We start from the raw sequence: 21204 nt of genomic DNA on the forward strand, positions 1-21204 counted from the left end.
TTATCAAACCTATGGCAACAAAATTTCCAAAATTTAGCCAGGATCTCGCACAGGACCCGACTACGCGTCGGATATGGTATGGGATCGCCACAGGCAACGACTTTGAAAGCCACGATGGCATGACAGAAGAAAATCTTTACCAAAAGATTTTCGCCACTCACTTCGGTCATTTGGCAATCATTTTCCTGTGGGCTTCCAGCCTCCTGTTCCACGTAGCCTGGCAAGGTAACTTTGAACAGTGGATTAAAGATCCCCTTCATGTCCGTCCAATCGCCCATGCGATTTGGGATCCCCACTTCGGTAAACCTGCTATTGAAGCTTTTACCCAAGCTGGCGCTAGTAATCCTGTAAACATTGCTTATTCTGGTGTTTACCACTGGTGGTACACCATCGGTATGCGGACGAACGGTGAACTGTATACAGGTTCAGTGTTCCTCCTATTGTTGGCAGCATTGTTCTTGTTTGCTGGTTGGTTGCACTTGCAGCCCAAGTTCCGTCCTAGCCTCTCTTGGTTCAAGAGTGCTGAACCCCGCCTCAACCACCACTTGGCTGGTTTGTTTGGTGTCAGTTCTTTGGCTTGGGCTGGTCACTTGATTCACGTTGCTATCCCCGAATCTCGCGGACAGCACGTAGGTTGGGATAACTTCTTAACCACTGCGCCCCATCCAGCAGGCTTAACACCCTTCTTTACAGGTAACTGGGGCGTTTACGCCCAAAACCCAGATACCGCTGGTCATGTATTTAGTACATCTCAAGGTGCAGGTACGGCGATTCTGACTTTCTTGGGTGGTTTCCATCCTCAGACAGAATCTCTGTGGCTGACTGATATGGCTCACCACCACTTGGCGATCGCAGTGATCTTTATCGTTGCCGGTCACATGTATCGTACTAACTTTGGAATTGGTCACAGCATCAAAGAAATGCTGAACTCCAAATCTGGTTTAGTACCCGGTAGCAAGAGCGAAGGTCAATTCAACCTGCCTCACCAAGGTCTTTACGACACCATCAACAATTCGCTGCACTTCCAGCTGTCCCTAGCTTTAGCGGCACTGGGAACCATCACTTCTTTGGTGGCGCAGCACATGTACTCTTTGCCTCCCTACGCATTTATTGCGAAGGACTACACAACTCAGGCATCGCTGTACACTCACCACCAGTACATTGCTGGTTTCTTGATGGTTGGTGCTTTTGCCCACGCCGCCATCTTCTGGGTACGTGACTACGACCCCGAACAAAACAAGGGCAACGTACTTGACCGTGTACTGAAGCATAAAGAAGCGATTATCTCTCACCTCAGCTGGGTATCGCTATTCTTAGGTTTCCATACCTTGGGCTTGTACGTACACAACGATGTAGTAGTTGCTTTCGGTACACCTGAAAAGCAAATCTTGATTGAACCTGTGTTTGCTCAGTTCATTCAAGCTTCTCACGGTAAAGTACTGTACGGTTTAAACACCTTACTGTCTAACCCTGATAGCGTTGCTTACACAGCCTATCCTAACTACGGTAACGTTTGGTTAGGTGGTTGGTTGGATGCCATCAACAACAGCACCAACTCTCTTTTCTTAACAATTGGCCCTGGCGACTTCCTGGTACACCACGCATTCGCTTTGGCTATTCACACCACCACCTTAGTACTTGTTAAAGGTGCTTTGGATGCCCGTGGTTCTAAGCTGATGCCCGATAAAAAGGACTTCGGCTATGCCTTCCCTTGTGACGGCCCTGGTCGTGGCGGTACTTGCGATATCTCCGCTTGGGACTCTTTCTACCTCGCGATGTTCTGGATGCTCAATACCATTGGTTGGGTAACTTTCTACTGGCATTGGAAGCATCTAGGTGTTTGGCAAGGTAACGTTGCTCAGTTCAACGAAAACTCGACATATCTCATGGGTTGGTTCCGTGACTATCTCTGGGCTAACTCTGCTCAGTTAATTAACGGATACAATCCCTACGGCGTGAATAACCTGTCTGTTTGGGCTTGGATGTTCCTATTTGGACACCTAGTTTGGGCAACTGGTTTCATGTTCCTCATCTCCTGGAGAGGTTATTGGCAAGAGTTGATTGAAACCCTTGTTTGGGCACACGAGCGTACCCCTCTAGCTAACCTAGTTCGCTGGAAAGATAAGCCCGTTGCTATGTCTATCGTTCAAGGTCGTTTGGTTGGTCTAGCCCACTTCACCGTTGGCTATGTCCTTACCTACGCAGCATTCTTGATTGCCTCCACTGCTGGTAAATTCGGTTAATTCGGCTGCTAGTTTTGTAGGTAAGTAAAAAATCCCCTGCCGCAAGGTAGGGGATTTTTTACTTAAGATAAATAGTTGTTGTGCCTGAAAAAGATACAAAGCCCAGCAGCCAGTGTCACAGTGATCATAAATTCACTATGAATAAGTTGATAGTGTATAGTCTATTCGTAAAATTACTTATCTTCTTGGACAATTGATGTCAATTTAGCTAATGACTGAGCTACCGCTACAGCTTGTTCTGATGTCTGATTAGCAATAGTTGCAACTTCTAAAATAGATTGGTTAGCAGCTATTGATGTTAGGTCTTGGTTAGCAGCGGTTTGGGTTAATTCTTCAATCAGTGCGTTGAATTGGGCGCTGATAGAGTTAATTTGATTGAGTTTTTCTTGAGCTGCTTCTACTTTTTGAGTTCCTGCGATCGCCTGTGCTTGTGCAGTCTCTATTAACGTTATTACTTGGTTATCTGTTGTGCGAATTTCTCCAACCAGGGATTTGATTTTGGTAATGTCAGTATCCAATTGTTCCCCCAAAGCCAGAATTTTTTCCGCTGCAAATTCTTGACTTGCTTCGCCAGTACGAGTAGCTTCTAGGGCGATTTTCATAGCATGAAACTTGATTTGTGCTACAGCCTGACTGATGACGGTTACTTCTTGATCAAGCTTATGGGCAGGCTGTTCTAAGCACTTAACTTTGGTGGCAGCTTCCATAACTGTGACTTGAATCGCAGAAATGTTATCTGCAATTTGATACATGTCTTCTTGCCCATCTTGAATTGCATGACTGAACTGCTGCCCTTGGTTTTCTGTTTGTTGGATGCAAAGGAGCATTTGCCCAGTTAAATTAGCCAATTCTTGAATTTGGTTGTAGGCAAATGTTACAAACTCCATCTGGTTGAGTGTCTGAGAAGATAGAGTTTCAACAATAGCTTCGCTATTTCTCAGTAGTTCTGATATTTGATGTTGAAATACTGCATTGTTTTGATGCTGTTTGTGAAAGGCAGATTCCACAGAAGTATATGCCTGTTCTACTTGGTCTAGGAGCCTAGCATGGTCGAGAGCAAATCCTACCTGCATAGCTAACTGAGCAAGCAAATCAATCTCAGATTGCTGCCACTCTCTAGGCGCAGCGCACTGATGGGCAATCAATAAGCCAAACAATTTTTCGTCTTTGAGAATGGGTGCAACCAGATTCGCCTTGACTGCAAAAGGTTCCAGTTGACTGATATGACAAGCACTCAATCCCGCTTCATAAATATTGTTGACAGCTTGAACTCGCCCTGCTTGATATTGTTCCACATAGCCTTCGGCAAAACAAGGATCTTTGATGTTGGCTCGTAATGCTTTAGGAAAGCCAGGAAGCACTGCTTCGGCAATTACAGTGCCATACCAATTGCTATCAAAGCTATAAACCATTACTCTGTCAGTACTTAGAGCTTTGCGAATTTCGTCAACGGTGGTTTTGAGGACATCTGCTTCGTTGAGCGATCGCCTAATCTGGCGGGTAATATCTCCTAGTAAATGGGTGCGTATCCCTTCAGTATCAATGCGCTGGAGCAATCTGGCATGGTCGAGAGCAAATCCTACCTGCATAGCTAACTGAGCAAGCAAATTAATCTCAGACTGCTGCCACTCTCTAGATTTAGCGCACTGATGAGCAATCAATAAGCCAAATAATTGATCATCTTTAAGAATGGGTGCAACCAAATTCGCCTTGACTGCAAAGGGTTCGAGTTGACTAAGATGACAAGCACTTAATCCCGCTTCATAAATATTGTTGACAGCTTGAACTCGCCCTGCTTGATATTGTTCAACATAGCCTTCAGCAAAACAAGGATCTTTGATGTTGGCTCGTAATGCTTTAGGAAAACCAGGAAGGACTGCTTCGGCAATTACTGTACCATACCAATTGGCATCAAAGCTATAAATCATTACTCTATCAGCACTTAGGGTTTTGCGAATTTCGTCAACGGTGGTTTTGAGGACATCTTCTTCGTTGAGCGATCGCCGAATCTGACGGGTAAGATCTATTATTAATTGGGCTTGGTCAGCCCTAGTATCCATTTGTTCTACAAGTCTGGCATGGTCGAGGGCAAATCCTACTTGTGTGGCGATTTGGGCGAACAAATCAATCTCAGATTGTTGCCAAAAGCGGGGTGCGGAACACTGATGTCCAATTAACAAACTAAATAGTTGGTTATCTTTGATAACAGGTGCAATTAAATTTGCTTTGACTGCAAATCGCTCTAATAAACCGATATGACAATCGTTAAGGTTGGCTTGATAAATATCATCAATCGCTAGGATGCGACCCTGACGGTATTTTTCAACATATCCTTCTTCAAAACAGGGATCTGAAACGGTCGCCCACAAGGTTTTCGGCAAACCGGGTGCAACTGCTTCTTCAACAAACGTTCCATTTCCACTAGAGTCAAAGCGAAAAATAACTACGCGGTCTATTCTCAAAGCTTTGCGAACTTCTGCAACGGCGGTTTTCAGGACATCTTCTTGCGAAAGTGCTTCCCGAATGCGACGAGTAATATTCATTAATACCTGAGAGCGCTCGGCTTCAGATTCTTGTTTCCAAAGCAACTCTGGTAACTGCTCTTGCAGGAGGTTAATGTTTGCTTTTAAAGCGGTTAATTCATCTTTGCCAGCAACGCGAGCTCGCGTCCTGACTTGCTCTAGACGTAACCTATTTACTAAAGCGGTAGAAATATTGGCAGCAGACAATACAGGACGCGTGGCACGATTGGCAACAAAAGCCGCGATCACTCCTGCTACTAGAGCGATCGCCCCTGTCTCCAGTAACAAAAATGACCTGTGTTTTTGAAGCGCCTCTTCAATTGCGGTACTTGCTTTTTGGTCTGGGGTAATTTGCTGAATAACAGATTGACTGCTAAAGTAGCTACTTATACCAACTGTTAGCACTGGAAACATAGTCAAGGCGATCGCCCAAGCAGTTGCTTTAGACTTTAAGTTCCATCGTTGCTGCCCTTGTTGCTGATGCAGGCTAGACTCTGAAGGATTTGAGTAATTTTTTAAATTTGTCACCCGTCTATCAATACTAGTCTGGGAATTACTAACCGCAGTTTTATCTAGGTGTTCAATAGAGCCATTGTTGGCGCTATTACCATTGGATTTATCAAAGGAAGGCTGAGTCATGAATAAAACCTCGCCAAGATTAAATTGGCACAGCTAGATTTGACTAGTACATTTTGCAAATTGGTGATGAAGTAGAGAAGCAAGATATCTATATATAATTCAGCGCCAAAAACTATAAATATTTTGCTAATTCTGGAGTCCGCCCTTTCAACCCAATCATTAATTTGAGCGTAAACACTTTCAGTATAGGTACTCGCTGCATCACCCATAAACCTATACGACGAACTACTACCAAGGGTAAGAAGTTGTTAGAGAATATCCGATCTAATAAATCTGTAAACCCTAAAATTGTTAAATTTTCCCACTGCCGCCAACGTTCATAGCGCTTCAGTATCTTAACATTGCCAATATCTTTACCAGCTTTGTGTGCTGCTTGAATAACTTGCGCTAGAGCAGCAGCATCCCGAATCCCCAGATTTAAACCTTGTCCACCAACAGGGTGGCAATTGTGTGCTGCATCACCAATTAATGCTAATCGCGGCAGGACATAGCGATCGCTTTGCATGAGTTGTACCGGAAAAATAAAGCGATCGCCCAGTAATTCCAACTTGCCCATTTGATTACCATAGCGCCGGCTGAGTTCTGCCAAAAATTGCTGGTCATCTAAGGCACACAAGGCTTTGGCTTCTTCGTGAGGGGCTGTCCACACAATCCGGCAACGGTTCCCAGGCAAAGGTAAAATTGCAAACGGCCCGCTAGTCCAAAATCTTTCGTAGGCGGTATCGTTATGAGATTTTTCTGGTTTAACAAAGGCAACAATACAAGACTGCCAATATTTCCAGCCCGAAGTTTTGATGCCAGCCGCCTGACGAATAGGCGATCTCACTCCATCAGCAGCTACTAATAGCTTACTACGTACTGTCTGTATTTGGTCGGCAATTTTGATATCTATGGTTACAATGTCTTGCTGATATTTTGTATTTACCACCTCAGCCGGACACAGATAAGTTACATTGGAACAATTTTGCACAAACTCTTGCAATGGCTGTAATAGCGCTTGATGTTCTGCCACATAACCCAACTCTGGCGTACCGATATCACTAGTTTCAAATGTCACCACATTGGGATAATTGGCATCAGAAAGGCGAACTTGCCGATATTTAGCAATTTGAGGTAATATTTCGTCCCAAACACCAATTCCTTTATAAATCAGTGCCGAAAGCATGTGTATTGCGTAGGCTTGGCCTTTAGCTACTGCTGCTGATGCTACTTTTGCCTCAACTAGCAAAACATTCAAGCCAGAATCTTTTAAGGCAGAGGCTAGGGTTAAACCAATAATTCCACCGCCTACAATTACCAAATCATAGTCGTATCCCCGTATGTCTGTGGAGAATTGCTGAGGGGAAGAAGTTTGAGTAAGCTGCGTCGCCATTGTTAAGAGAAGTTAAGCAATCTTAATTACTATTGTTACGCGATCGCCTAGTTCTGGGCAAGTAAAATCAAGTTGAAAATGAGCGCGATTAAGGCTTTTTTTACGTATTAGCTCACTTTTGGGATTAAAATCTGCCCTAAGTTCCATAAAGGAAATGTCATTTCAGCAAATTGTGAAAACCGATACCCTTTTTTATAGCCTTTTTCAAGGCTCTCCTAGCATAACTGAGCCGCGAAGAGGTAGAAGCTATGTTAGGGTTGGATGCCATTAGAAATACCAGAGTTTATCAAGAAGCTAAAGAAGAAGGCAAGCTTGAAGGCAAGATCGAAGCGGTTCCTCGCTTGTTAAAGTTAGGGTTGAGTCTGGAGCAAATTGCTGAGGCTCTAGAATTAGAAATTGATGTAGTACGACAAGCCGTAGAAAAACTGTCTTCTTAAAGAATGATTTACAAATTTCCCAAACTAAGCCGCGAAGAGGTAGAAACTATGTTAGGGTTGGATGCCATTAGAAATACCAGAGTTTATCAAGAAGCTAAAGAAGAAGGCAAGCTTGAAAGTAAGTTAGAAGGTAAACTCGAAGTAGTGCCTAGGGTTTTAAAATTGGGGTTGAGTGTTGAGCAAATTGCTGAGGCTTTGGAATTAGACATTGAAGTAGTGCGACAAGCCGCAGCAAAATCATCTTCAGATTCTTAAGTAATACTCATAGCCAATAATTGTTCTGCCATTTCAAAATTAGATGTAACATTTTGTACATCATCCAAACCTTCTAAGGTATCAATCAACTTGAGGAGCGATCGCGCTTGTTCAGGATCAGTCACCTCAACATTATTACTCGGAATCCAGCGCAATTCGGCATCAGTCACCTGAAAACCTTGATCTTTTAAAGTCTGGTTGAGGATTTCTAAATTTGCAACTTCTGTAAACACTTCAGCCGTCTCATCTTCAGTCATTTCATAAAACTCGGCATCGCCTTCAAGTGATGCTTCTAAAAGCTGATCTTCGTCAACTACTCCCTGCACAGTACATACACCTTTTTGGTCAAACATCCAGCTAACGCAACCTGTTTCACCCAAATTGCCACCATTTTTGCTAAAAGCTACACGCAAATCAGCAGCCGTGCGATTGCGATTATCGCTCAATGCTTCAACCAAAATTGCGACACCACCGGGGCCGTAACCTTCGTAGCGAATCGCTTCAAAATTATCATGATCGCTGCCAAAAGTACCTGCGCCTTTAGCGATCGCCCGTTCGATATTATCATTGGGGATACCCGCTGCCTTAGCTTTATCAATTGCTGTACGCAATTGAAAATTTCCCGCCGGATCTGGTACACCACTTCTAACAGCAACAATAATTGCCCTCGAAAGCTGAGTAAAAGTTTTTCCCTTTTTTGCATCTACTACCGCCTTTTGGCGCTTAATATTTGCCCATTTACTATGTCCTGCCATAACCTAAGATTATTAACGCTCTATTTCAAGATTAGGATATACATAGCTTCTGCCAAGATGCAAAGGCAAGCTTGGGAAAATATGCAATATCAAGGATGAAGTGTAAAATTTTTCAACTTTCTATCTTAATCCTTCAATAGAGTCTCTGCCTAATCCCAAGCGCCAAAGTTGTAGTTATCAAATTTAGAAAATTGGTGAATCTTTTTAATCAACGTTATGTGCAGCTTTTTTTAAAGCCCCATAATTACAGGAGAAAAAGAAAAAACGTACAGTATTACCTTAGCTGTTTTTTGTCGTTCTTTCTGGTGGGTATACTTGCTTTAAGCGGATGCCAGGTTTTGCGGACTGGAGTTAAAGCAGATAAAGTAACTCATGTGACTTTATGGCATGGAGTGAATCCACCACCAAATCGGGATGTATTGCAAAAGCTGGTAAACAAATTTAACCAAGCCCATCCAGATATTCAAGTAGAGTCCCTTTATGTTGGACAGCAAGATCAGCAAACGCCCAAGATTTTGGCAGCGGTAGTAGGGAATGCGCCACCAGATATATTGTGGTATAACCCGACAATTGCAGGGCAATTAGTGGAACTGGATGCTTTGATTCCTTTGGATGAAATGCTGGCAAATTCTCCAGTTAAAGACGAAATTGACCCCACTTTATACACATCAATGGAATACCAAGGCAAGATTTGGTCAGTACCATTTGCGACAAATAATGTTGGTATTTTTTACCGTCCAAGTTTGTTTAAAGCCGCTGGAATTACTGAATTACCCCTTACCTGGGAGGAGTTTCGGCAGGTTGCCAAGAAATTAACTCGTGATATCAACAATGATGGCAAGATTGATCAACATGGTGTGTTTTTACCTTTAGGAAAGGGAGAATTTACGGTATTTACTTGGTTGCCATTTATGTGGAGTGGCGGCGGCGAATTGGTCAATGGGTATTCACAAACAGCCGCAGCAGTAGAATTGCAAGGTAATCAAGGAGCGATCGCAGCTTTAAATTTTTGGCGTACTTTAATTACAGATGGTTCCGCTATTTTATCTGGCCCGGAACGGGGTTATGAAACAGATGAATTAATAGCTGGTAATGTAGCAATGCAATTAAGTGGCCCTTGGACTTTGGGTCAATTTCAAGAAACTGGCATTGACTATGATGTACTGCCGATTCCTGTTGATGAAGTTCCTGCTACCAGTATTGGCGGTGAAAATCTGTTCCTTTTCAAAACCACGCCACAGCAGCAAAAGGCAGCTTTTAAGTTTGCTGAGTATACTTTGAGTGAAGAATTTCAAACAGAATTAGCGCTGGGAACTGGCTATTTGCCGATTAACTTAAAGTCTCGCCAAAGTGCAAAATATCAAGCCTTTGTTGATCAAGTGCCACAGGTAAAAGTGTTTTTAGATCAGGACAAGTATGGGCGATCGCGTCCTATATTTCCTGATTATAATCGGATTTCTGATAGTGTAGGTCGGGCAGTTGAATCTGTATTATTAGGGAAAAATCCGCCAGCAAAGGCGCTACAAAAAACCCAACAGCGCTTGGATTTAATTTTCAAGTGATTACTTTTGAAAACCAAGCACCAACTTGATCTTGATTCATTCGACGAGAGCGACAAGCCACTGCGCCTCTACGTACAATATGCAAAAATTGAGTTAGTGTTGTCTGTACCTATCAACAAGGGCACACTATAAAGCAGGTATAGACATACGACTTGTTCATGAAACCTGTTTTACGCAAAGGGCAACTAACCACATGGAAAGATAATCGGGGGTTTGGTTTTATACAAACCAGCAGTGGTAGTCAAGAAGTCTTTGTTCACATCACAGCATTTAAAGACCTTGACCGTCGCCCCCAAGTTGGTGATTTCATTTGTTATCAACTCACAGTTGATAAAGACGGCAAGGTACGTGCGTGTAATGCTTCGATTGAAGAAATTACATCAAAAGCTACACCTCAGTCCTCATCTTCTACCGCACCGATGAAGCTTAGCTCCAAGCCTAGAATAAGATCATCATCATTAGTATTAGAAACATTGGTCTTATCTATAGTACCTGGGTTAGGTACAATTCATTTTGCACTAACTACTAGCAACCGAATTCCTCTAATACTTTATCCTGTTATGAGTTTAATTACCTTTGCACTGTATGCCCAAGATAAATCTCGTGCAAAACAAGGAGGATGGAGAGTATCAGAGAAGACGTTACATTTATGCGAATTTATGGGTGGCTGGTTAGGTGCGTTTGTTGCCCAACGAAAATTACATCACAAAAGTAGCAAAGTTTCTTATCAAGTTGTCTTTCGGGTAATAGTAATTTTTCATATTGTATTTTGGTTAGTGTGGCTACTGTTTAGTAGAGCGTTGATAAGTCTATTTCTTGGTAATGCTTCTGGTGGGTAATTGAATTAGTTCATCACCTAGCTTGATCCACAATTTGAAATTTTCAAACTTGAATTTGAGATTGAGCCAAAGTCTGAGTGAACAGCCTAAACTTGAATTTTCCACCACTATCAAAAATGGCCATACATTATTGTTGGGAATGCTATCTGTGAATTTATATTTTGGGCGATCGCTTGTGCTGGTTTTTGTGTGCGATCGCTTCTAGCCAAAAATATCAAATTATACTTAGTAGTTAGTGGTGCTGTATGAGGAAGAGTAATGAGCTACGCCCACTGTAGGCGATCGCATTTCTCAAAGTACAACCTGTCTAAACTATGATTAAGGGCACGTCAGATCCAGTTAAGCTGTAAATGAGGCTAGTTGGATGAATGGAGCGCGAAAGATGACACTTAATGAACTACTTCCTGTTGTTCGGAAACTCTCTGTATCAGAAAAACTTAAGCTAATTCGTATCTTAGCGGAAGAATTGGACACCAATGAAGATATTTCGCCTCTTGAACCATTTAAGACCTATGACTTACCCACACCTTACAATTCGTTTGGTGCTGGTGAGATTCTGATGCAAACTTTAAAACAGTCAGAATAGGTCTGACCAGATGCGATTTAAATACTCTACCACTGACCCTTCTCAAAATGAGTTTGATAGTTTGCCACGGATTCCCTTACGTCTTCGTCAGGGCGATAGAGTGGTTGAAGCTCTTGGACTGGTGGACAGTGGAGCAACTGTGAATGTTCTACCCTATGAAATTGGTATTGAGTTAGGTGCAGATTGGGATGACAGCAAGGCAATTATTCAATTAGCAGGGAACCTAAGTAATCTACCAGCAATGCCATTTTTTGCAACTGCTGAGATTCATGATTTTGCACCAGTTCAATTAGTATTTGCTTGGGTGAAAAGGGCGAATACACCGTTAATTCTGGGACAGACTAACTTTTTCCTTGAGTTTGATGTGTGTTTATACCGTTCCAAGCTTGAATTTAAAATTGAGCTAAAGTCTGAGTGAACAGCCAAACTTAGCTCTTGCAAGATTGTCTAATCGCCTGTGCTGGTTTTTGTATGCGATCGCTTTTAGCCAAAAATATCAAATTATACTAGTAGCTAGTTACGCTGTATTGATATTAAAGCGATAGTATCAAAACTTTCTGGTATGAAATTAAACATCCGTGATGGTTTTCACTTAACCAGTATTCGTCCTACAGATAAAGCTGCTTACTTGGAACATCTCAAAGACAGAAGTATTTCTGATTTAATTCCTGTGATCCCTTATCCATATACAGAAGCTGCCGCAGATTGGTGGATACAGCGTCGGCTAGAGTTTTTGAGAGAATCAGGCAAAGAAATATCCTTTGCACTTCGCAACCCCGAAGGTTATTTGATTGGTTCAATTGGCGCGGATGACTTCAAAGTAGGGAAAGAGCATAAAGCGGAAGTTGGTTATTGGCTATCTCAAGCATATCGTGGACAGGGATTAACAACTGACGCACTTCGTGTTTTTATACAATATGCATTTGATAATCTTGAATTAATTCGCCTTACTGCTCATACTCTTGATTTTAATGCCCCTTCAATGAGAGTTCTAGAAAAAAATAGATTTCAGCTAGAAGGTTGTTTAAGACAACATACAAGAACTAAAAACGGTATATTTAATACGCTTGTGTATGGTTTGCTTAGAGATGAGTGACCAATCGATGTAAAGCAAGTTTAGTCTGTACGCAGAAGGAACTAATGACTAACTAAATAATAACTAGCCATTAGCCAATCTCCGCGCACCTCTGCGCTTACCTTAGCGCCCCTTTGCGTTTAAACTTCCCCTCAACTATGCCGTGCGAAAACGTGCCAACTCCTCACCAGTCTTCGCATCATGGGCGTGAACAGTACACACCAAACAAGAATCAAACGATCGCGCGACATGACCAACTTCTACAGGGTCGGTAGAATCGTAAATGGGTGTCCCAACTAATGCTTCTTCAATCGGGCCGCGGATACCTTCACCATCGCGGGGGCCGATATTCCAAGTACCAGGGGCAATCACTTGGTAGTTTTTAATCTTACCGCCTTCTACTTCCACCCAGTGACACAATGAACCCCGCGCAGCTTCCGTTGCACCCCAACCTTTACCGTCTTTTTCTTGGGGTTTAATATACCAGAGGTCGTTTAATTTAAACTCGCGCAAGCAGTGTTCGGCTTGACGATATAACTTGACAAGCTCGTGAACTCGTGCTAGCTGACGGACATGAATATTAGCACCGCCCATACTTTTGAACACATCTAGAATGAACCCATCATGGTGTTGCCAAGATTCACCGTGTTTGCCACCAGCTACTAATTGCCTAGCTAAGGGGCCTGCTTCTAGGCGACCGAAGTCTTTGTGCAGAACGGCACTTGCCCAAGAATAGGCATTGTCAAAATCTTTGGTATTATTTGCGGTTGGTTTGGTAGTGCGATCGCTTGGGTGAATATCTGCTGTCCCTTCATCGTACCAGGAGTGAGTTGTATTCTCGCGGATAAAGGATGGATCAATCAAGGTGTGAGTATCGCTGAAGCTGTCATACACACCATTTTTCATGATCGTGGCAGCATTGCGTCCTGCGATAGTTGGCTTTTGGTATTTGTCTTCATTGGCTAAATATCCCCAAGTTACATATTTACCAACACCAGCGCCATATCTATCTAAACCAATGTCTAAACCCATGCGCCAATAAAAACCCAAGTCTGATTCACGATGATTGCGGTCTTCATCTAACCAATCCATGAAATCATCATAAGTCTGGATTTCTTCGTAGCGTTCTAATGAACAACCCAACCATACAGGTTCTAGCCAGTTGGTGCGGAAGTATTCCAGAATTGCCCAAGCGCGGGTAATATCTGTGAGGGTAGGGGCGCACATCACACCACCGGGAACCATGTAGCTGGAGTGAGGCCATTGTCCACCCAATAGGGCATAAATTTCTACAGGTTTAGCGGAAATTGTCACACCAATTTCGTAAGACTTACCTGTGAAAGCAGCAAAACGGCGGACAGCTTCTTCATAAAAGCGACTATTACGGTAATTTTTATTGGTCAAATCAATAGCAAACAATCCATAAAAATAGCGAGGAATGCTTTGAATAGTTTCGACAATTTGACCTAAATTTCTTGCCAAAATCGCATTGCGGGGAACTTCTGTTCCCCAAGCTGTATCTAATGCCCAAGATGCACAAGTCAAGTGAGAACCGCCGCAAATACCGCAAATGCGAGGTGTGACAATTAATCCGGCTTGGGGGTCTTTACCGCGCAGGATAACTTCAAATCCTCGGAAGAGTTCGGCATGTGTCCAGGCGTTAACTACCCGTCCATCTTCAATGTCTACTCTAACATCTAAATCGCCTTCAACTCTACCAACGGGCGATATATCTAATGATTGAATTGTCATATTTATTAGTTGTTAGTTGTTAGTTGTTAGTTGTTAGTTGTTAGTTGTCAGTTGTCAGTTGTTAGTTGTTAGTTGTTAGTTGTGAGCCGAGCCAGTAACGGGTACATAGAGAATTTCCCCCATGAGTAACTGGCGTAAAGTCTACGGCATAGCTGTCACCCGGAGGGTCAGCTGCTAATGACCACTGACCACTGACCACTGACCATTGACCACTGACCACTGACTATTGACCACTGACCACTGACTAAACTGTGAAAAAGTCTTCTTCAGCCCAAGGTGGTGCTGCGTCTTTGGCGACCATTGTGAGTAAGGCGTAGTCTTTTTTGTTCACTCCTGGCGGTAGTTCTTTGGGAACCCCCATGACTGTTTGAGTTTTAAATACGGTTCCTGGTTTGAGGTCAAAGAATGGGAATTCTGGTTCTGTACAACCTAAACAAGGCATACCAGCGCGGGTTTTGGAGGAAACACGGTTCCATAAAATGCGGTTGCAGGAAGAATGAGTCATAGGGCCACGACAACCCAAGTCATAAAATAGGCAGCCTTTACGCTGACCAAATTCGGCGGTTGAGGCTTTGTAAGCAAAGTGAACGTTGCGAGTACAGCCTGTTTGAGTGTAGGTGTTAAAGAAGGTTTGGGGACGATTTAGTTCATCTAGAGCAATGTCTGCTATACGTCCAGTAGCGATCGCTACTAATATCTGCGTTATCCAATCAGGATGGGCGGGACATCCAGGAATGTTGATTACAGGTAATCCGGCTTGAGAAAGAAAGTCTTTTCCTAAAAAGCCACCTGATTGACGTTTGAGAAATTGCAAGCCTTCCGATTCGCTAGGGTTGGGAGACATGGCAGGAATTCCTCCCCAGGTGGCGCAGTCTCCTACGGCGACGATAAATTTAGCAACTTTGGCAAGGTCTGCTAACCAATCTTTCATGGGGCGATCGGCAAAGCGGTTCCACTCGCCTGTACCATTGGGGGCATTAACAACGCTGCCTTCAAATACCAAAATGTCTAGGGAAATTTTTCCTGAAATGCAATCCCACAGCATATTTTGTAAGTTTTTGCCCAGTTCCAATCCCAAGGAGGGATGCCAAAGCACCTTAATACCAAAGTCGGCAATCAAATCGCAGACTGTCGGTTCTTCAGCGTTGAGAAAAGACATGGTGTTGCCTGAACAAGCACCACCTTGCAGCCATAATACGTTAGTCATCAGCTACACGTTTTTTTATTGTTTACCATCCATGATGTAGGTGGCAATGCTTGTTGAGGCTCACCTATTTTTCATATTTATTTACCAGCATAAAATATTTTTTTATTTAATTATCTTTCGATAAATAAAAATTAATTATTAACACATAACTCAAGTCATATTAAGACTAACTTAAAAAATTATGTCTGTTATGTGTGTAACACATTTAAAAAATCAAAAGGTAAATTGTCTTCTATTCTAACTCTTAATTTTGGACAAGCTTTACCTGTTTAATTTACTCCTCTTCAAACTCTGGAGTTATTAATAATAATTCGCAATTTTATAGTTAGCAAGTATCAAATTACACATTAATATGTGCGTATAAGAAAGCGATCGCCCCCGGACAGGAGTTTGCGATCGCCTTCTCTAAACCCCCACATTAGGAGTCAAACCATCAAATATATATCAATTGTTTTAGGATTTCAGTTGTGCAGCTTGTCTAACAACTTGTTCGTCCAAGCCTAAAGCTTGAGCTATCTGCTCAATACTTAAACCCAACGCTAATAACTGGGGTATCGTTTCTAACTTACCTTCTTGTCTGCCTTCTTGTCTACCTTCTTGTTTACCTTCTTGTTTACCTTCTGCAAAAACATCTTGATAAAATTTAGATTGCCTTAACTCGTTTGCTCCAAACATTTTTCCGATTTCCTCCTGGCTCAACCGTGGCAACTTGTAGATTAATATCGTCTCTATTAATTGTATAATTTCCTTCTGTTGAGTGACATCTGCAATTTGGTGCCGGGCATTGCTAGCTATTTCTAAAGCTTTTGTTGGCGCTGTTGATTCAGGTTCAACAATCAGTTGAACTGTCTGGATGCCAATTGATGATGCCTTAATTGAGCTTAATTCATCTAGATAGACGCGAGTTACTCGTTGTGAGTTGAGTATTTCTGTATATCTTTCGGTATCTCCAGTATCAACACTACGGCTAGGAAAGATGACTACACCACACCAGTTATTGGTTAATTCAGTTTTGTCAAGATAGTTAAAGATTTCAGTAAACAAGCGTGAGTAAAATTTTTTGTCTGATTGAAACTGTACTTCGGCAAAATAGATAGGTAACTCTGTTGCATTTGGCAGAAAGACACCATCGATTCTAAACGCTAGTTGTTTAACTTCGACTGAGGAAAATTGGTAAGCACTAGCTAGTTGCGGTGGTTGGTTAATTAGTTCAAAGAAAGTGCTGGGGATACTTTGAAAAATGCGATAAAAAATACTGTCTGTTTTCAAGAGAGCTTATTTTACAGTTGATGAATATATATTTTACACTTCGGTGATCTGTAGCATACCACCAGGAAAAAGAATATTTGAATTATGTTAATTGACGATACAAAAAATATTTGAAAAGTATTAGGTGTTTAAAGCTGACATTAATACTGGCAATTTCCCCCTAGAATTTTAGAAATAGGTTGTTTTATATTAGAAAAATTGATTCATCAAAACGGGACTGGGTGTTGGGAAAACTTTTCTTTGATTCCTAATTTCTAGTGCCTAGTCTCTTCATAAAGGGGAATTTTGCCAAAGAGACTCAAAGCCTGCGTAAATCGGTGTAGCCCATGATTTGTTAGATGCGATCGCGTGTCTTTTATCTTTCGTGGGCATTGACAAATTCAATTTCCCAATTGGCTAGAGTACGGTAGTTATGACCCCCAGCATTACAGATTCAGCAGTGAAGGCAGCGATCGCCGCCATTGCATCGGAGTCAGCTACGACAGCAGAAAAAATCCAAATGCTGATCGAGATGGCACAAGGATTTCAAAAAAAGCCGAAAACTGCCCAAGACTTGCGGAATGCCGTTTCCCTTTATTACCGGGCTTACGAGTTATGTGGTGAGGAGTATCCCCTGTTAAAAGCCCGCGCCCAGATAGGAATGGCAGGAACGTTACAGACAATTCCGGATGCGGGGACTCAACTGCTAATGCAAGCGAAAGTAGGTTATGAGGAGGCGTTGCCGACTTTACAAAAATTAGCTTCCTCAGAAGAAGTGGCAGAGGCGCAGATGAACTTTGGGTTAGCGTTGCAGTCGCTTGTACCATTCAATTTGGCACGGATAACTGATAGCATCCAAGCTTATCATGAGGCTTTGCGGGTGTTTACCTGGGAGGATTACCCGCAAGAATACGCGATTTTGTATAACAATATTGCGATCGCTTACCTTTCTATGCCGATGGCATCAGAACGAGAATACTTGCGTCAGGGGTTAGCTGTACAGTCGTTTGAGGTAGCGCTGAAGCATATTAATTTGATTGATCATCCTAGAGAATATGCGATGTTGCAAAACAACTTGGGTAACGCTTTGCAATATCTAGTAAGTTCCCATCCTGTAGAGAACAATTTGCGGGCGATCGCAGCTTATGATGAGGCGCTAAAAGTGCGTAACCCTAGAGACACACCGTTAGAATATGCTAACACAATTTCTAACAAAGCTAACGCCTTATTCAATTTACCCGATAATCTAGAAAAACCAGAAGCTGGCAATTCTAAAAATCTCCTCAAAGCGCATACTTACTATCAACAAGCTTGGGAAATATTTACTCAACACCAACAAATGGAACAAGCAGAAGTAGTATCTCAGGCAATACAAGATGTGGAAGCAGAAATGGGAATTGGGGAATAGAGAAAAATATTATCTAACTGCTAATCCTCAATTATCAATAAGGAGAAAAATAACATGAAGGATGTTTTGACCAGTCCCGCTGTCAGTGATTTTCTCACAAATATGGTGGCTGGTGACTTGAACTTAGTGACAGGATTATTGTGGTTAGTCCTAGCAACAGCTTTATCTATGATTGGCGGTGCAATTGGCGGCATGATATTAGCTGGTAAAGACATAGGTTATGCTTTCTCAGCAATGTTAGGTGCATTATTTGCTCCGGCTGGTGCAGTTCCAGCCATACTTTTGGGATTAGCTATATTAACTTTATTACAAAACTATTAGGAGGAATCATGTTGGAAATAGGTTGGTTTTCCGCTAAATTATTTTTTAAAGGGAAATTACTGCGCGACCCAATGTATTTTGTGCAACAAACTACTATTGGTATTCTTGTAGGTTTGATTTTATTTGTGTCACTAGCACAGGTGGAAATTCCTTTATGTTTACCGATAATATTGTCCAGTCTGATAACGGGCATAATTATGCCCTTTCTCCTCAAGGATTTTAAAATGAAGTAAGTCGTTAGTTGTTCATCATTCCCTACGAATTATTAACCTTTCATTGATTAATGACTAATAACTAATGGCTAACCTGGAAGAATTAATTCAAGAAATCAATCGTTTTGAGGCAATTATATCTAGCTGGGATGAAAGCCAGCGGTGTGTAGTAGTAGGACTCAAAAGAGCAATCGAAGCCCTGCATAAAGAAGCATTGGCTCGTTTGATTAAAAATCTGAAACAAGAATCAATGCCAGCTTTGCGTCATGCTGTTGAAGATGAAATAGTTTATGCAGTACTGCTTTATCATGAATTAGTTAAACCACCAAAGCCGCCTCTTACAGAACGTATTCAGACTGCCCTTGAAGAAGTTCGTCCAGGTTTACAAAGCCATAATGGAGATGTAGAATTAGTAGCAATTAAACTACCAGATACAATAGAAGTTAAATTAACAGGAACTTGCAGCAGTTGTCCTACTTCTAATTTAACTTTATCTCAAGGAATAGAACAAGCAATAAAAAAATATTGTCCCGAAATTATCAAAATAGTTGCTATTAACAATAATCTTAATATTGACAACGCTAATTATAATTTAGTCAGCCCATTTTCTTCAACAGTAAATTCGACTTGGTTTAAAGTGGCGACTTTTAATCAAGTTCCTGAATCTAGTGTATTGGCAGTAAAAGTTGCTAATAAATCACTGCTTTTACATCGTCAAGGTGTGAATATTACCTGTTACCATAATGCTTGCGCTCATCTGGGATATCCTCTAGAATCAGGTAAAGTTGTAAATGGTATTATCACCTGTCCTGCCCACGGATTTCAGTATAACTTAGATACAGGTGAATGTTTAACCGCCCTTAATGTTTCGCTTCAGTCATATCAGGTACAAATTAAGGGCGATAAGATTTTTGTGAAATTATAAAATCCATGTTGGGCGTAATCCAAATAAGCTGTGTCCTGGGTTTCCATTAGGGGCATTGGTAGTAAGAACGCAGCAAGGGGAATGTATTGCATCAGGTGCGAACAATAGTTTTGACTTATACCGTTTCTTTGTGAAGCTGCGCCAAACTCTCTTAAACTCTTAATCTTGGCGTACTTGGCGTACTTGGCGGTTCGTTTTTGATTTCTTATACTAAGTCTGAGATAATTGGGCGCATCTTCATACAGAATTGGTATTAACAATTGGTTAAACTGTATATTTTGCAACTAATGATGTAAGAAGTCTTTATGATGATAATGATGATTCAATTACAGTGCGTTTATCTACGGTAAACTAATTTATAGTTTTTGCCTTCATCACCAAAAGAGTAAAACATATAATTTTACTTACTTGAATAGAACATCCTTTTGAAACTTGAAACAAAAAAATTGATTGAGCTTTGAAAAGGATGTTCGTTTAAAACTAATTAACATTAACTATAAACTGCTACTATTGATACACATCTATATACGCCGATAAGGTTGGATAGTAATTATGGTTTACTTATAATTAATTACTCCCCAACTAAAATTGCCACTAGAAAAAACAGTAAATCACCAAAATTTGCTTCTATCACCTCAAGGTGCAGAAGTAGTTTTAGGCAATATTGAATCGCAAGAATTGGTCACGCCTATAGCACCTAGTCCCACAACAATGTTTGGCCCTCGCGGAGCTTGTTTACTTTCCGAAACTGGGCAATTATGGGTAACAGATACAGGACATCATCGATTATTAGGATGGCGGAATTTACCTCATCAAGATAGTCAACCAGCAGATTGGGTAATTGGACAGCCAGACTTTTACCATGAGGGACAAAATGCTAAAGGTAAACCAGGAAGAACAACTGTTAGTGTCCCAACAGGAATTTGTGCTTGTGGTGCAGGATTAGCAGTAGCAGATGCTTGGAATCATCGCGTTTTAATTTGGCATAATTTACCAACAGATAACAATGTTCCGGCTGATTTGGTATTAGGACAAGCAAATTTTACTGATAACGAACCAAATAGAGGAACTCAACAAGCATCTGCTCAGACAATGCACTGGCCTTATGGTATTTTCTATCATCAAGGACGGCTATTTGTTACCGATACAGGTAATCGTCGGGTATTAATTTGGCAGCAATTACCTACAGAAAATGGTCAACCTGCTGATTTGGTATTAGGACAACCAGATATGATATCTCGCAATGAAAATGGCGGTGGTTCTCCCACAGCAGCGAGTATGCGTTGGTGTCACGATATCGCCTTTTGGGGAGATAATTTGGTTGTTGCAGATGCAGGTAATAACCGCGTAATGATTTGGCAAGGAATGCCTACAGAAAATAATGCCCCGTGTGCGGTAGTGTTAGGACAAAAAAGCTTTGATTGTGTGGAGATGAATCAAGGAATTTATTTCCCTAATGCTGGTAGTTTAAGTATGCCTTATGGTGTGGGGGTAGCTGGTGATTGGTTAGTAGTTGCAGATACGGCTAATTCCCGATTGTTAGGATGGAGGAAGCCAGAATCAGTTTTATCATTGCAAGGTGTAATGGCAGAGGCGTTGGTAGGACAAATAAATTTTCAAAGCAAAGGTGAAAATCGCAATTTCGGACTACCAACGAGAGAGAGTTTAAATTGGTGCTATGGAGTCAAAATTTGTGGTCAAACTGCGGTAATCGCTGATTCTGGGAATAATCGAATATTGCTGTGGCGTTTGAATTAAGGGTGTTGCTGAATCAAGGGATGAAATCTAAAACTCTCTATTTTCTCTGTATTTTTGCGTTTTTGCGTGAGAGAAACTATTCAAGATT

At 41.6% G+C, this 21204-nt stretch carries 21 protein-coding genes; 14 read left to right on the plus strand and 7 right to left on the minus strand.

Going from position 1 to position 21204, the window contains the following annotated elements:
• Nucleotides 1-11: 11 nt before the first annotated feature.
• The gene (gene psaB, locus I8751_RS06015; protein ID WP_214438268.1) at nt 12-2243 is read left to right on the plus strand and encodes a photosystem I core protein PsaB; all 2232 of its coding nucleotides are present in this window, start codon (nt 12-14) and stop codon (nt 2241-2243) included.
• A gap of 173 nt (nt 2244-2416) precedes the next feature.
• Here psaB and I8751_RS06020 read toward each other — a convergent pair whose 3' ends face one another.
• Both I8751_RS06020 and I8751_RS06025 read right to left on the minus strand, forming a co-directional pair.
• Nucleotides 2417-5404 carry a methyl-accepting chemotaxis protein gene (locus I8751_RS06020; protein ID WP_214438269.1) on the minus strand — a complete coding sequence of 996 codons (2988 nt, stop codon included), beginning with the start codon at nt 5402-5404 and terminating at the stop codon, nt 2417-2419.
• Nucleotides 5405-5516: 112 nt separating this feature from the next.
• The gene (locus I8751_RS06025) at nt 5517-6776 is read right to left on the minus strand and encodes an FAD-dependent hydroxylase (protein ID WP_214438270.1); all 1260 of its coding nucleotides are present in this window, start codon (nt 6774-6776) and stop codon (nt 5517-5519) included.
• Between the two features lie 248 nt (nt 6777-7024).
• Here I8751_RS06025 and I8751_RS06030 point away from each other — a divergent pair, with 248 nt between their 5' ends.
• Entirely contained in the window at nt 7025-7213 is a 189-nt protein-coding gene (locus I8751_RS06030; RefSeq protein WP_225893984.1) for a hypothetical protein, read from the plus strand.
• 3 nt (nt 7214-7216) lie between these two features.
• Nucleotides 7217-7468 carry an RpnC/YadD family protein gene (locus tag I8751_RS06035; protein WP_225893985.1) on the plus strand — a complete coding sequence of 84 codons (252 nt, stop codon included), beginning with the start codon at nt 7217-7219 and terminating at the stop codon, nt 7466-7468.
• On the opposite strand, the gene I8751_RS06040 is transcribed toward I8751_RS06035, so the two are convergent.
• Nucleotides 7465-8223: a YebC/PmpR family DNA-binding transcriptional regulator gene (locus I8751_RS06040; RefSeq protein WP_214438271.1), complete on the minus strand. Its 759-nt coding sequence runs from the start codon at nt 8221-8223 to the stop codon at nt 7465-7467. The genes I8751_RS06035 and I8751_RS06040 overlap by 4 nt on opposite strands.
• A 338-nt stretch (nt 8224-8561) precedes the next feature.
• On the opposite strand from I8751_RS06040, the gene I8751_RS06045 reads away from it, so the two are divergent.
• The 6 genes from I8751_RS06045 to I8751_RS06070 all read left to right on the plus strand — a co-directional run bounded on the left by I8751_RS06045 (nt 8562) and on the right by I8751_RS06070 (nt 12306).
• Nucleotides 8562-9785 (plus strand): ABC transporter substrate-binding protein, encoded by a 1224-nt coding sequence (locus I8751_RS06045; RefSeq protein WP_404800420.1) that lies wholly within the window; start codon nt 8562-8564, stop codon nt 9783-9785.
• Between the two features lie 158 nt (nt 9786-9943).
• A complete protein-coding gene (locus tag I8751_RS06050) occupies nt 9944-10624 on the plus strand; it encodes a DUF1294 domain-containing protein (RefSeq protein WP_214438272.1) in 681 nt (226 codons plus the stop codon).
• A 61-nt stretch (nt 10625-10685) separates the two neighbouring features.
• Nucleotides 10686-10829 (plus strand): hypothetical protein, encoded by a 144-nt coding sequence (locus I8751_RS06055; protein ID WP_214438273.1) that lies wholly within the window; start codon nt 10686-10688, stop codon nt 10827-10829.
• A gap of 177 nt (nt 10830-11006) precedes the next feature.
• A complete protein-coding gene (locus I8751_RS06060) occupies nt 11007-11210 on the plus strand; it encodes a hypothetical protein (protein WP_214438274.1) in 204 nt (67 codons plus the stop codon).
• A 10-nt stretch (nt 11211-11220) separates the two neighbouring features.
• Nucleotides 11221-11628, plus strand: a complete 408-nt coding sequence (locus tag I8751_RS06065) for a hypothetical protein (RefSeq protein ID WP_214438275.1) — start codon at nt 11221-11223, stop codon at nt 11626-11628.
• Between the two features lie 144 nt (nt 11629-11772).
• Nucleotides 11773-12306 carry a GNAT family N-acetyltransferase gene (locus I8751_RS06070; protein WP_214438276.1) on the plus strand — a complete coding sequence of 178 codons (534 nt, stop codon included), beginning with the start codon at nt 11773-11775 and terminating at the stop codon, nt 12304-12306.
• 135 nt (nt 12307-12441) lie between these two features.
• Here the strand turns inward: I8751_RS06070 and I8751_RS06075 are convergent, their stop codons facing one another.
• From I8751_RS06075 to I8751_RS06090, 4 genes are all read right to left on the minus strand, one after another.
• Nucleotides 12442-14037 carry a nickel-dependent hydrogenase large subunit gene (locus I8751_RS06075; RefSeq protein ID WP_214438277.1) on the minus strand — a complete coding sequence of 532 codons (1596 nt, stop codon included), beginning with the start codon at nt 14035-14037 and terminating at the stop codon, nt 12442-12444.
• Nucleotides 14038-14098: 61 nt separating this feature from the next.
• The gene (locus I8751_RS06080) at nt 14099-14257 is read right to left on the minus strand and encodes a hypothetical protein (RefSeq protein ID WP_214438278.1); all 159 of its coding nucleotides are present in this window, start codon (nt 14255-14257) and stop codon (nt 14099-14101) included.
• Nucleotides 14258-14281: 24 nt separating this feature from the next.
• On the minus strand, nt 14282-15244 hold the full coding sequence (locus I8751_RS06085; RefSeq protein WP_214438279.1) for a hydrogenase small subunit: 963 nt from the start codon (nt 15242-15244) through the stop codon (nt 14282-14284).
• A 453-nt stretch (nt 15245-15697) separates the two neighbouring features.
• Complete coding sequence (locus I8751_RS06090) at nt 15698-16513, minus strand: Rpn family recombination-promoting nuclease/putative transposase (RefSeq protein ID WP_214438280.1); 816 nt, start codon at nt 16511-16513, stop codon at nt 15698-15700.
• Nucleotides 16514-16925: 412 nt separating this feature from the next.
• On the opposite strand from I8751_RS06090, the gene I8751_RS06095 reads away from it, so the two are divergent.
• The 5 genes from I8751_RS06095 (at nt 16926) to I8751_RS06110 (ending at nt 21116) form a co-directional block, all read left to right on the plus strand.
• The gene (locus tag I8751_RS06095; protein ID WP_214438281.1) at nt 16926-17900 is read left to right on the plus strand and encodes a hypothetical protein; all 975 of its coding nucleotides are present in this window, start codon (nt 16926-16928) and stop codon (nt 17898-17900) included.
• A 54-nt stretch (nt 17901-17954) separates the two neighbouring features.
• Nucleotides 17955-18221, plus strand: coding sequence for a hypothetical protein (locus I8751_RS06100; RefSeq protein ID WP_214438282.1), 267 nt, complete (start codon nt 17955-17957; stop codon nt 18219-18221).
• Nucleotides 18222-18229: 8 nt separating this feature from the next.
• A complete protein-coding gene (locus I8751_RS29480; protein WP_225893987.1) occupies nt 18230-18454 on the plus strand; it encodes a hypothetical protein in 225 nt (74 codons plus the stop codon).
• A 64-nt stretch (nt 18455-18518) separates the two neighbouring features.
• The gene (locus I8751_RS06105; RefSeq protein WP_214438283.1) at nt 18519-19358 is read left to right on the plus strand and encodes a NifU family protein; all 840 of its coding nucleotides are present in this window, start codon (nt 18519-18521) and stop codon (nt 19356-19358) included.
• 588 nt (nt 19359-19946) lie between these two features.
• A complete protein-coding gene (locus tag I8751_RS06110; RefSeq protein WP_214438284.1) occupies nt 19947-21116 on the plus strand; it encodes an NHL repeat-containing protein in 1170 nt (389 codons plus the stop codon).
• Nucleotides 21117-21204: the final 88 nt, after the last annotated feature.

The sequence above is a fragment of the Atlanticothrix silvestris CENA357 genome (genome assembly GCF_016056295.1).
GTDB classification, from domain to species: Bacteria; Cyanobacteriota; Cyanobacteriia; order Cyanobacteriales; family Nostocaceae; genus Atlanticothrix; species Atlanticothrix silvestris.

Bases quoted from the DNA above. Each gene is read 5' to 3' on its own strand.
- psaB (WP_214438268.1), top strand. From the start codon at position 12: ATGGCAACAAAATTTCCAAAATTTAGCCAGGATCTCGCACAGGACCCG.
- I8751_RS06020 (WP_214438269.1), bottom strand. From the start codon at position 5,404: ATGACTCAGCCTTCCTTTGATAAATCCAATGGTAATAGCGCCAACAAT.
- I8751_RS06025 (WP_214438270.1), bottom strand. From the start codon at position 6,776: ATGGCGACGCAGCTTACTCAAACTTCTTCCCCTCAGCAATTCTCCACA.
- I8751_RS06030 (WP_225893984.1), top strand. From the start codon at position 7,025: ATGTTAGGGTTGGATGCCATTAGAAATACCAGAGTTTATCAAGAAGCT.
- I8751_RS06035 (WP_225893985.1), top strand. From the start codon at position 7,217: ATGATTTACAAATTTCCCAAACTAAGCCGCGAAGAGGTAGAAACTATG.
- I8751_RS06040 (WP_214438271.1), bottom strand. From the start codon at position 8,223: ATGGCAGGACATAGTAAATGGGCAAATATTAAGCGCCAAAAGGCGGTA.
- I8751_RS06050 (WP_214438272.1), top strand. From the start codon at position 9,944: ATGAAACCTGTTTTACGCAAAGGGCAACTAACCACATGGAAAGATAAT.
- I8751_RS06060 (WP_214438274.1), top strand. From the start codon at position 11,007: ATGACACTTAATGAACTACTTCCTGTTGTTCGGAAACTCTCTGTATCA.
- I8751_RS06065 (WP_214438275.1), top strand. From the start codon at position 11,221: ATGCGATTTAAATACTCTACCACTGACCCTTCTCAAAATGAGTTTGAT.
- I8751_RS06070 (WP_214438276.1), top strand. From the start codon at position 11,773: ATGAAATTAAACATCCGTGATGGTTTTCACTTAACCAGTATTCGTCCT.
- I8751_RS06075 (WP_214438277.1), bottom strand. From the start codon at position 14,037: ATGACAATTCAATCATTAGATATATCGCCCGTTGGTAGAGTTGAAGGC.
- I8751_RS06085 (WP_214438279.1), bottom strand. From the start codon at position 15,244: ATGACTAACGTATTATGGCTGCAAGGTGGTGCTTGTTCAGGCAACACC.
- I8751_RS06095 (WP_214438281.1), top strand. From the start codon at position 16,926: ATGACCCCCAGCATTACAGATTCAGCAGTGAAGGCAGCGATCGCCGCC.
- I8751_RS06100 (WP_214438282.1), top strand. From the start codon at position 17,955: ATGAAGGATGTTTTGACCAGTCCCGCTGTCAGTGATTTTCTCACAAAT.
- I8751_RS29480 (WP_225893987.1), top strand. From the start codon at position 18,230: ATGTTGGAAATAGGTTGGTTTTCCGCTAAATTATTTTTTAAAGGGAAA.
- I8751_RS06105 (WP_214438283.1), top strand. From the start codon at position 18,519: ATGGCTAACCTGGAAGAATTAATTCAAGAAATCAATCGTTTTGAGGCA.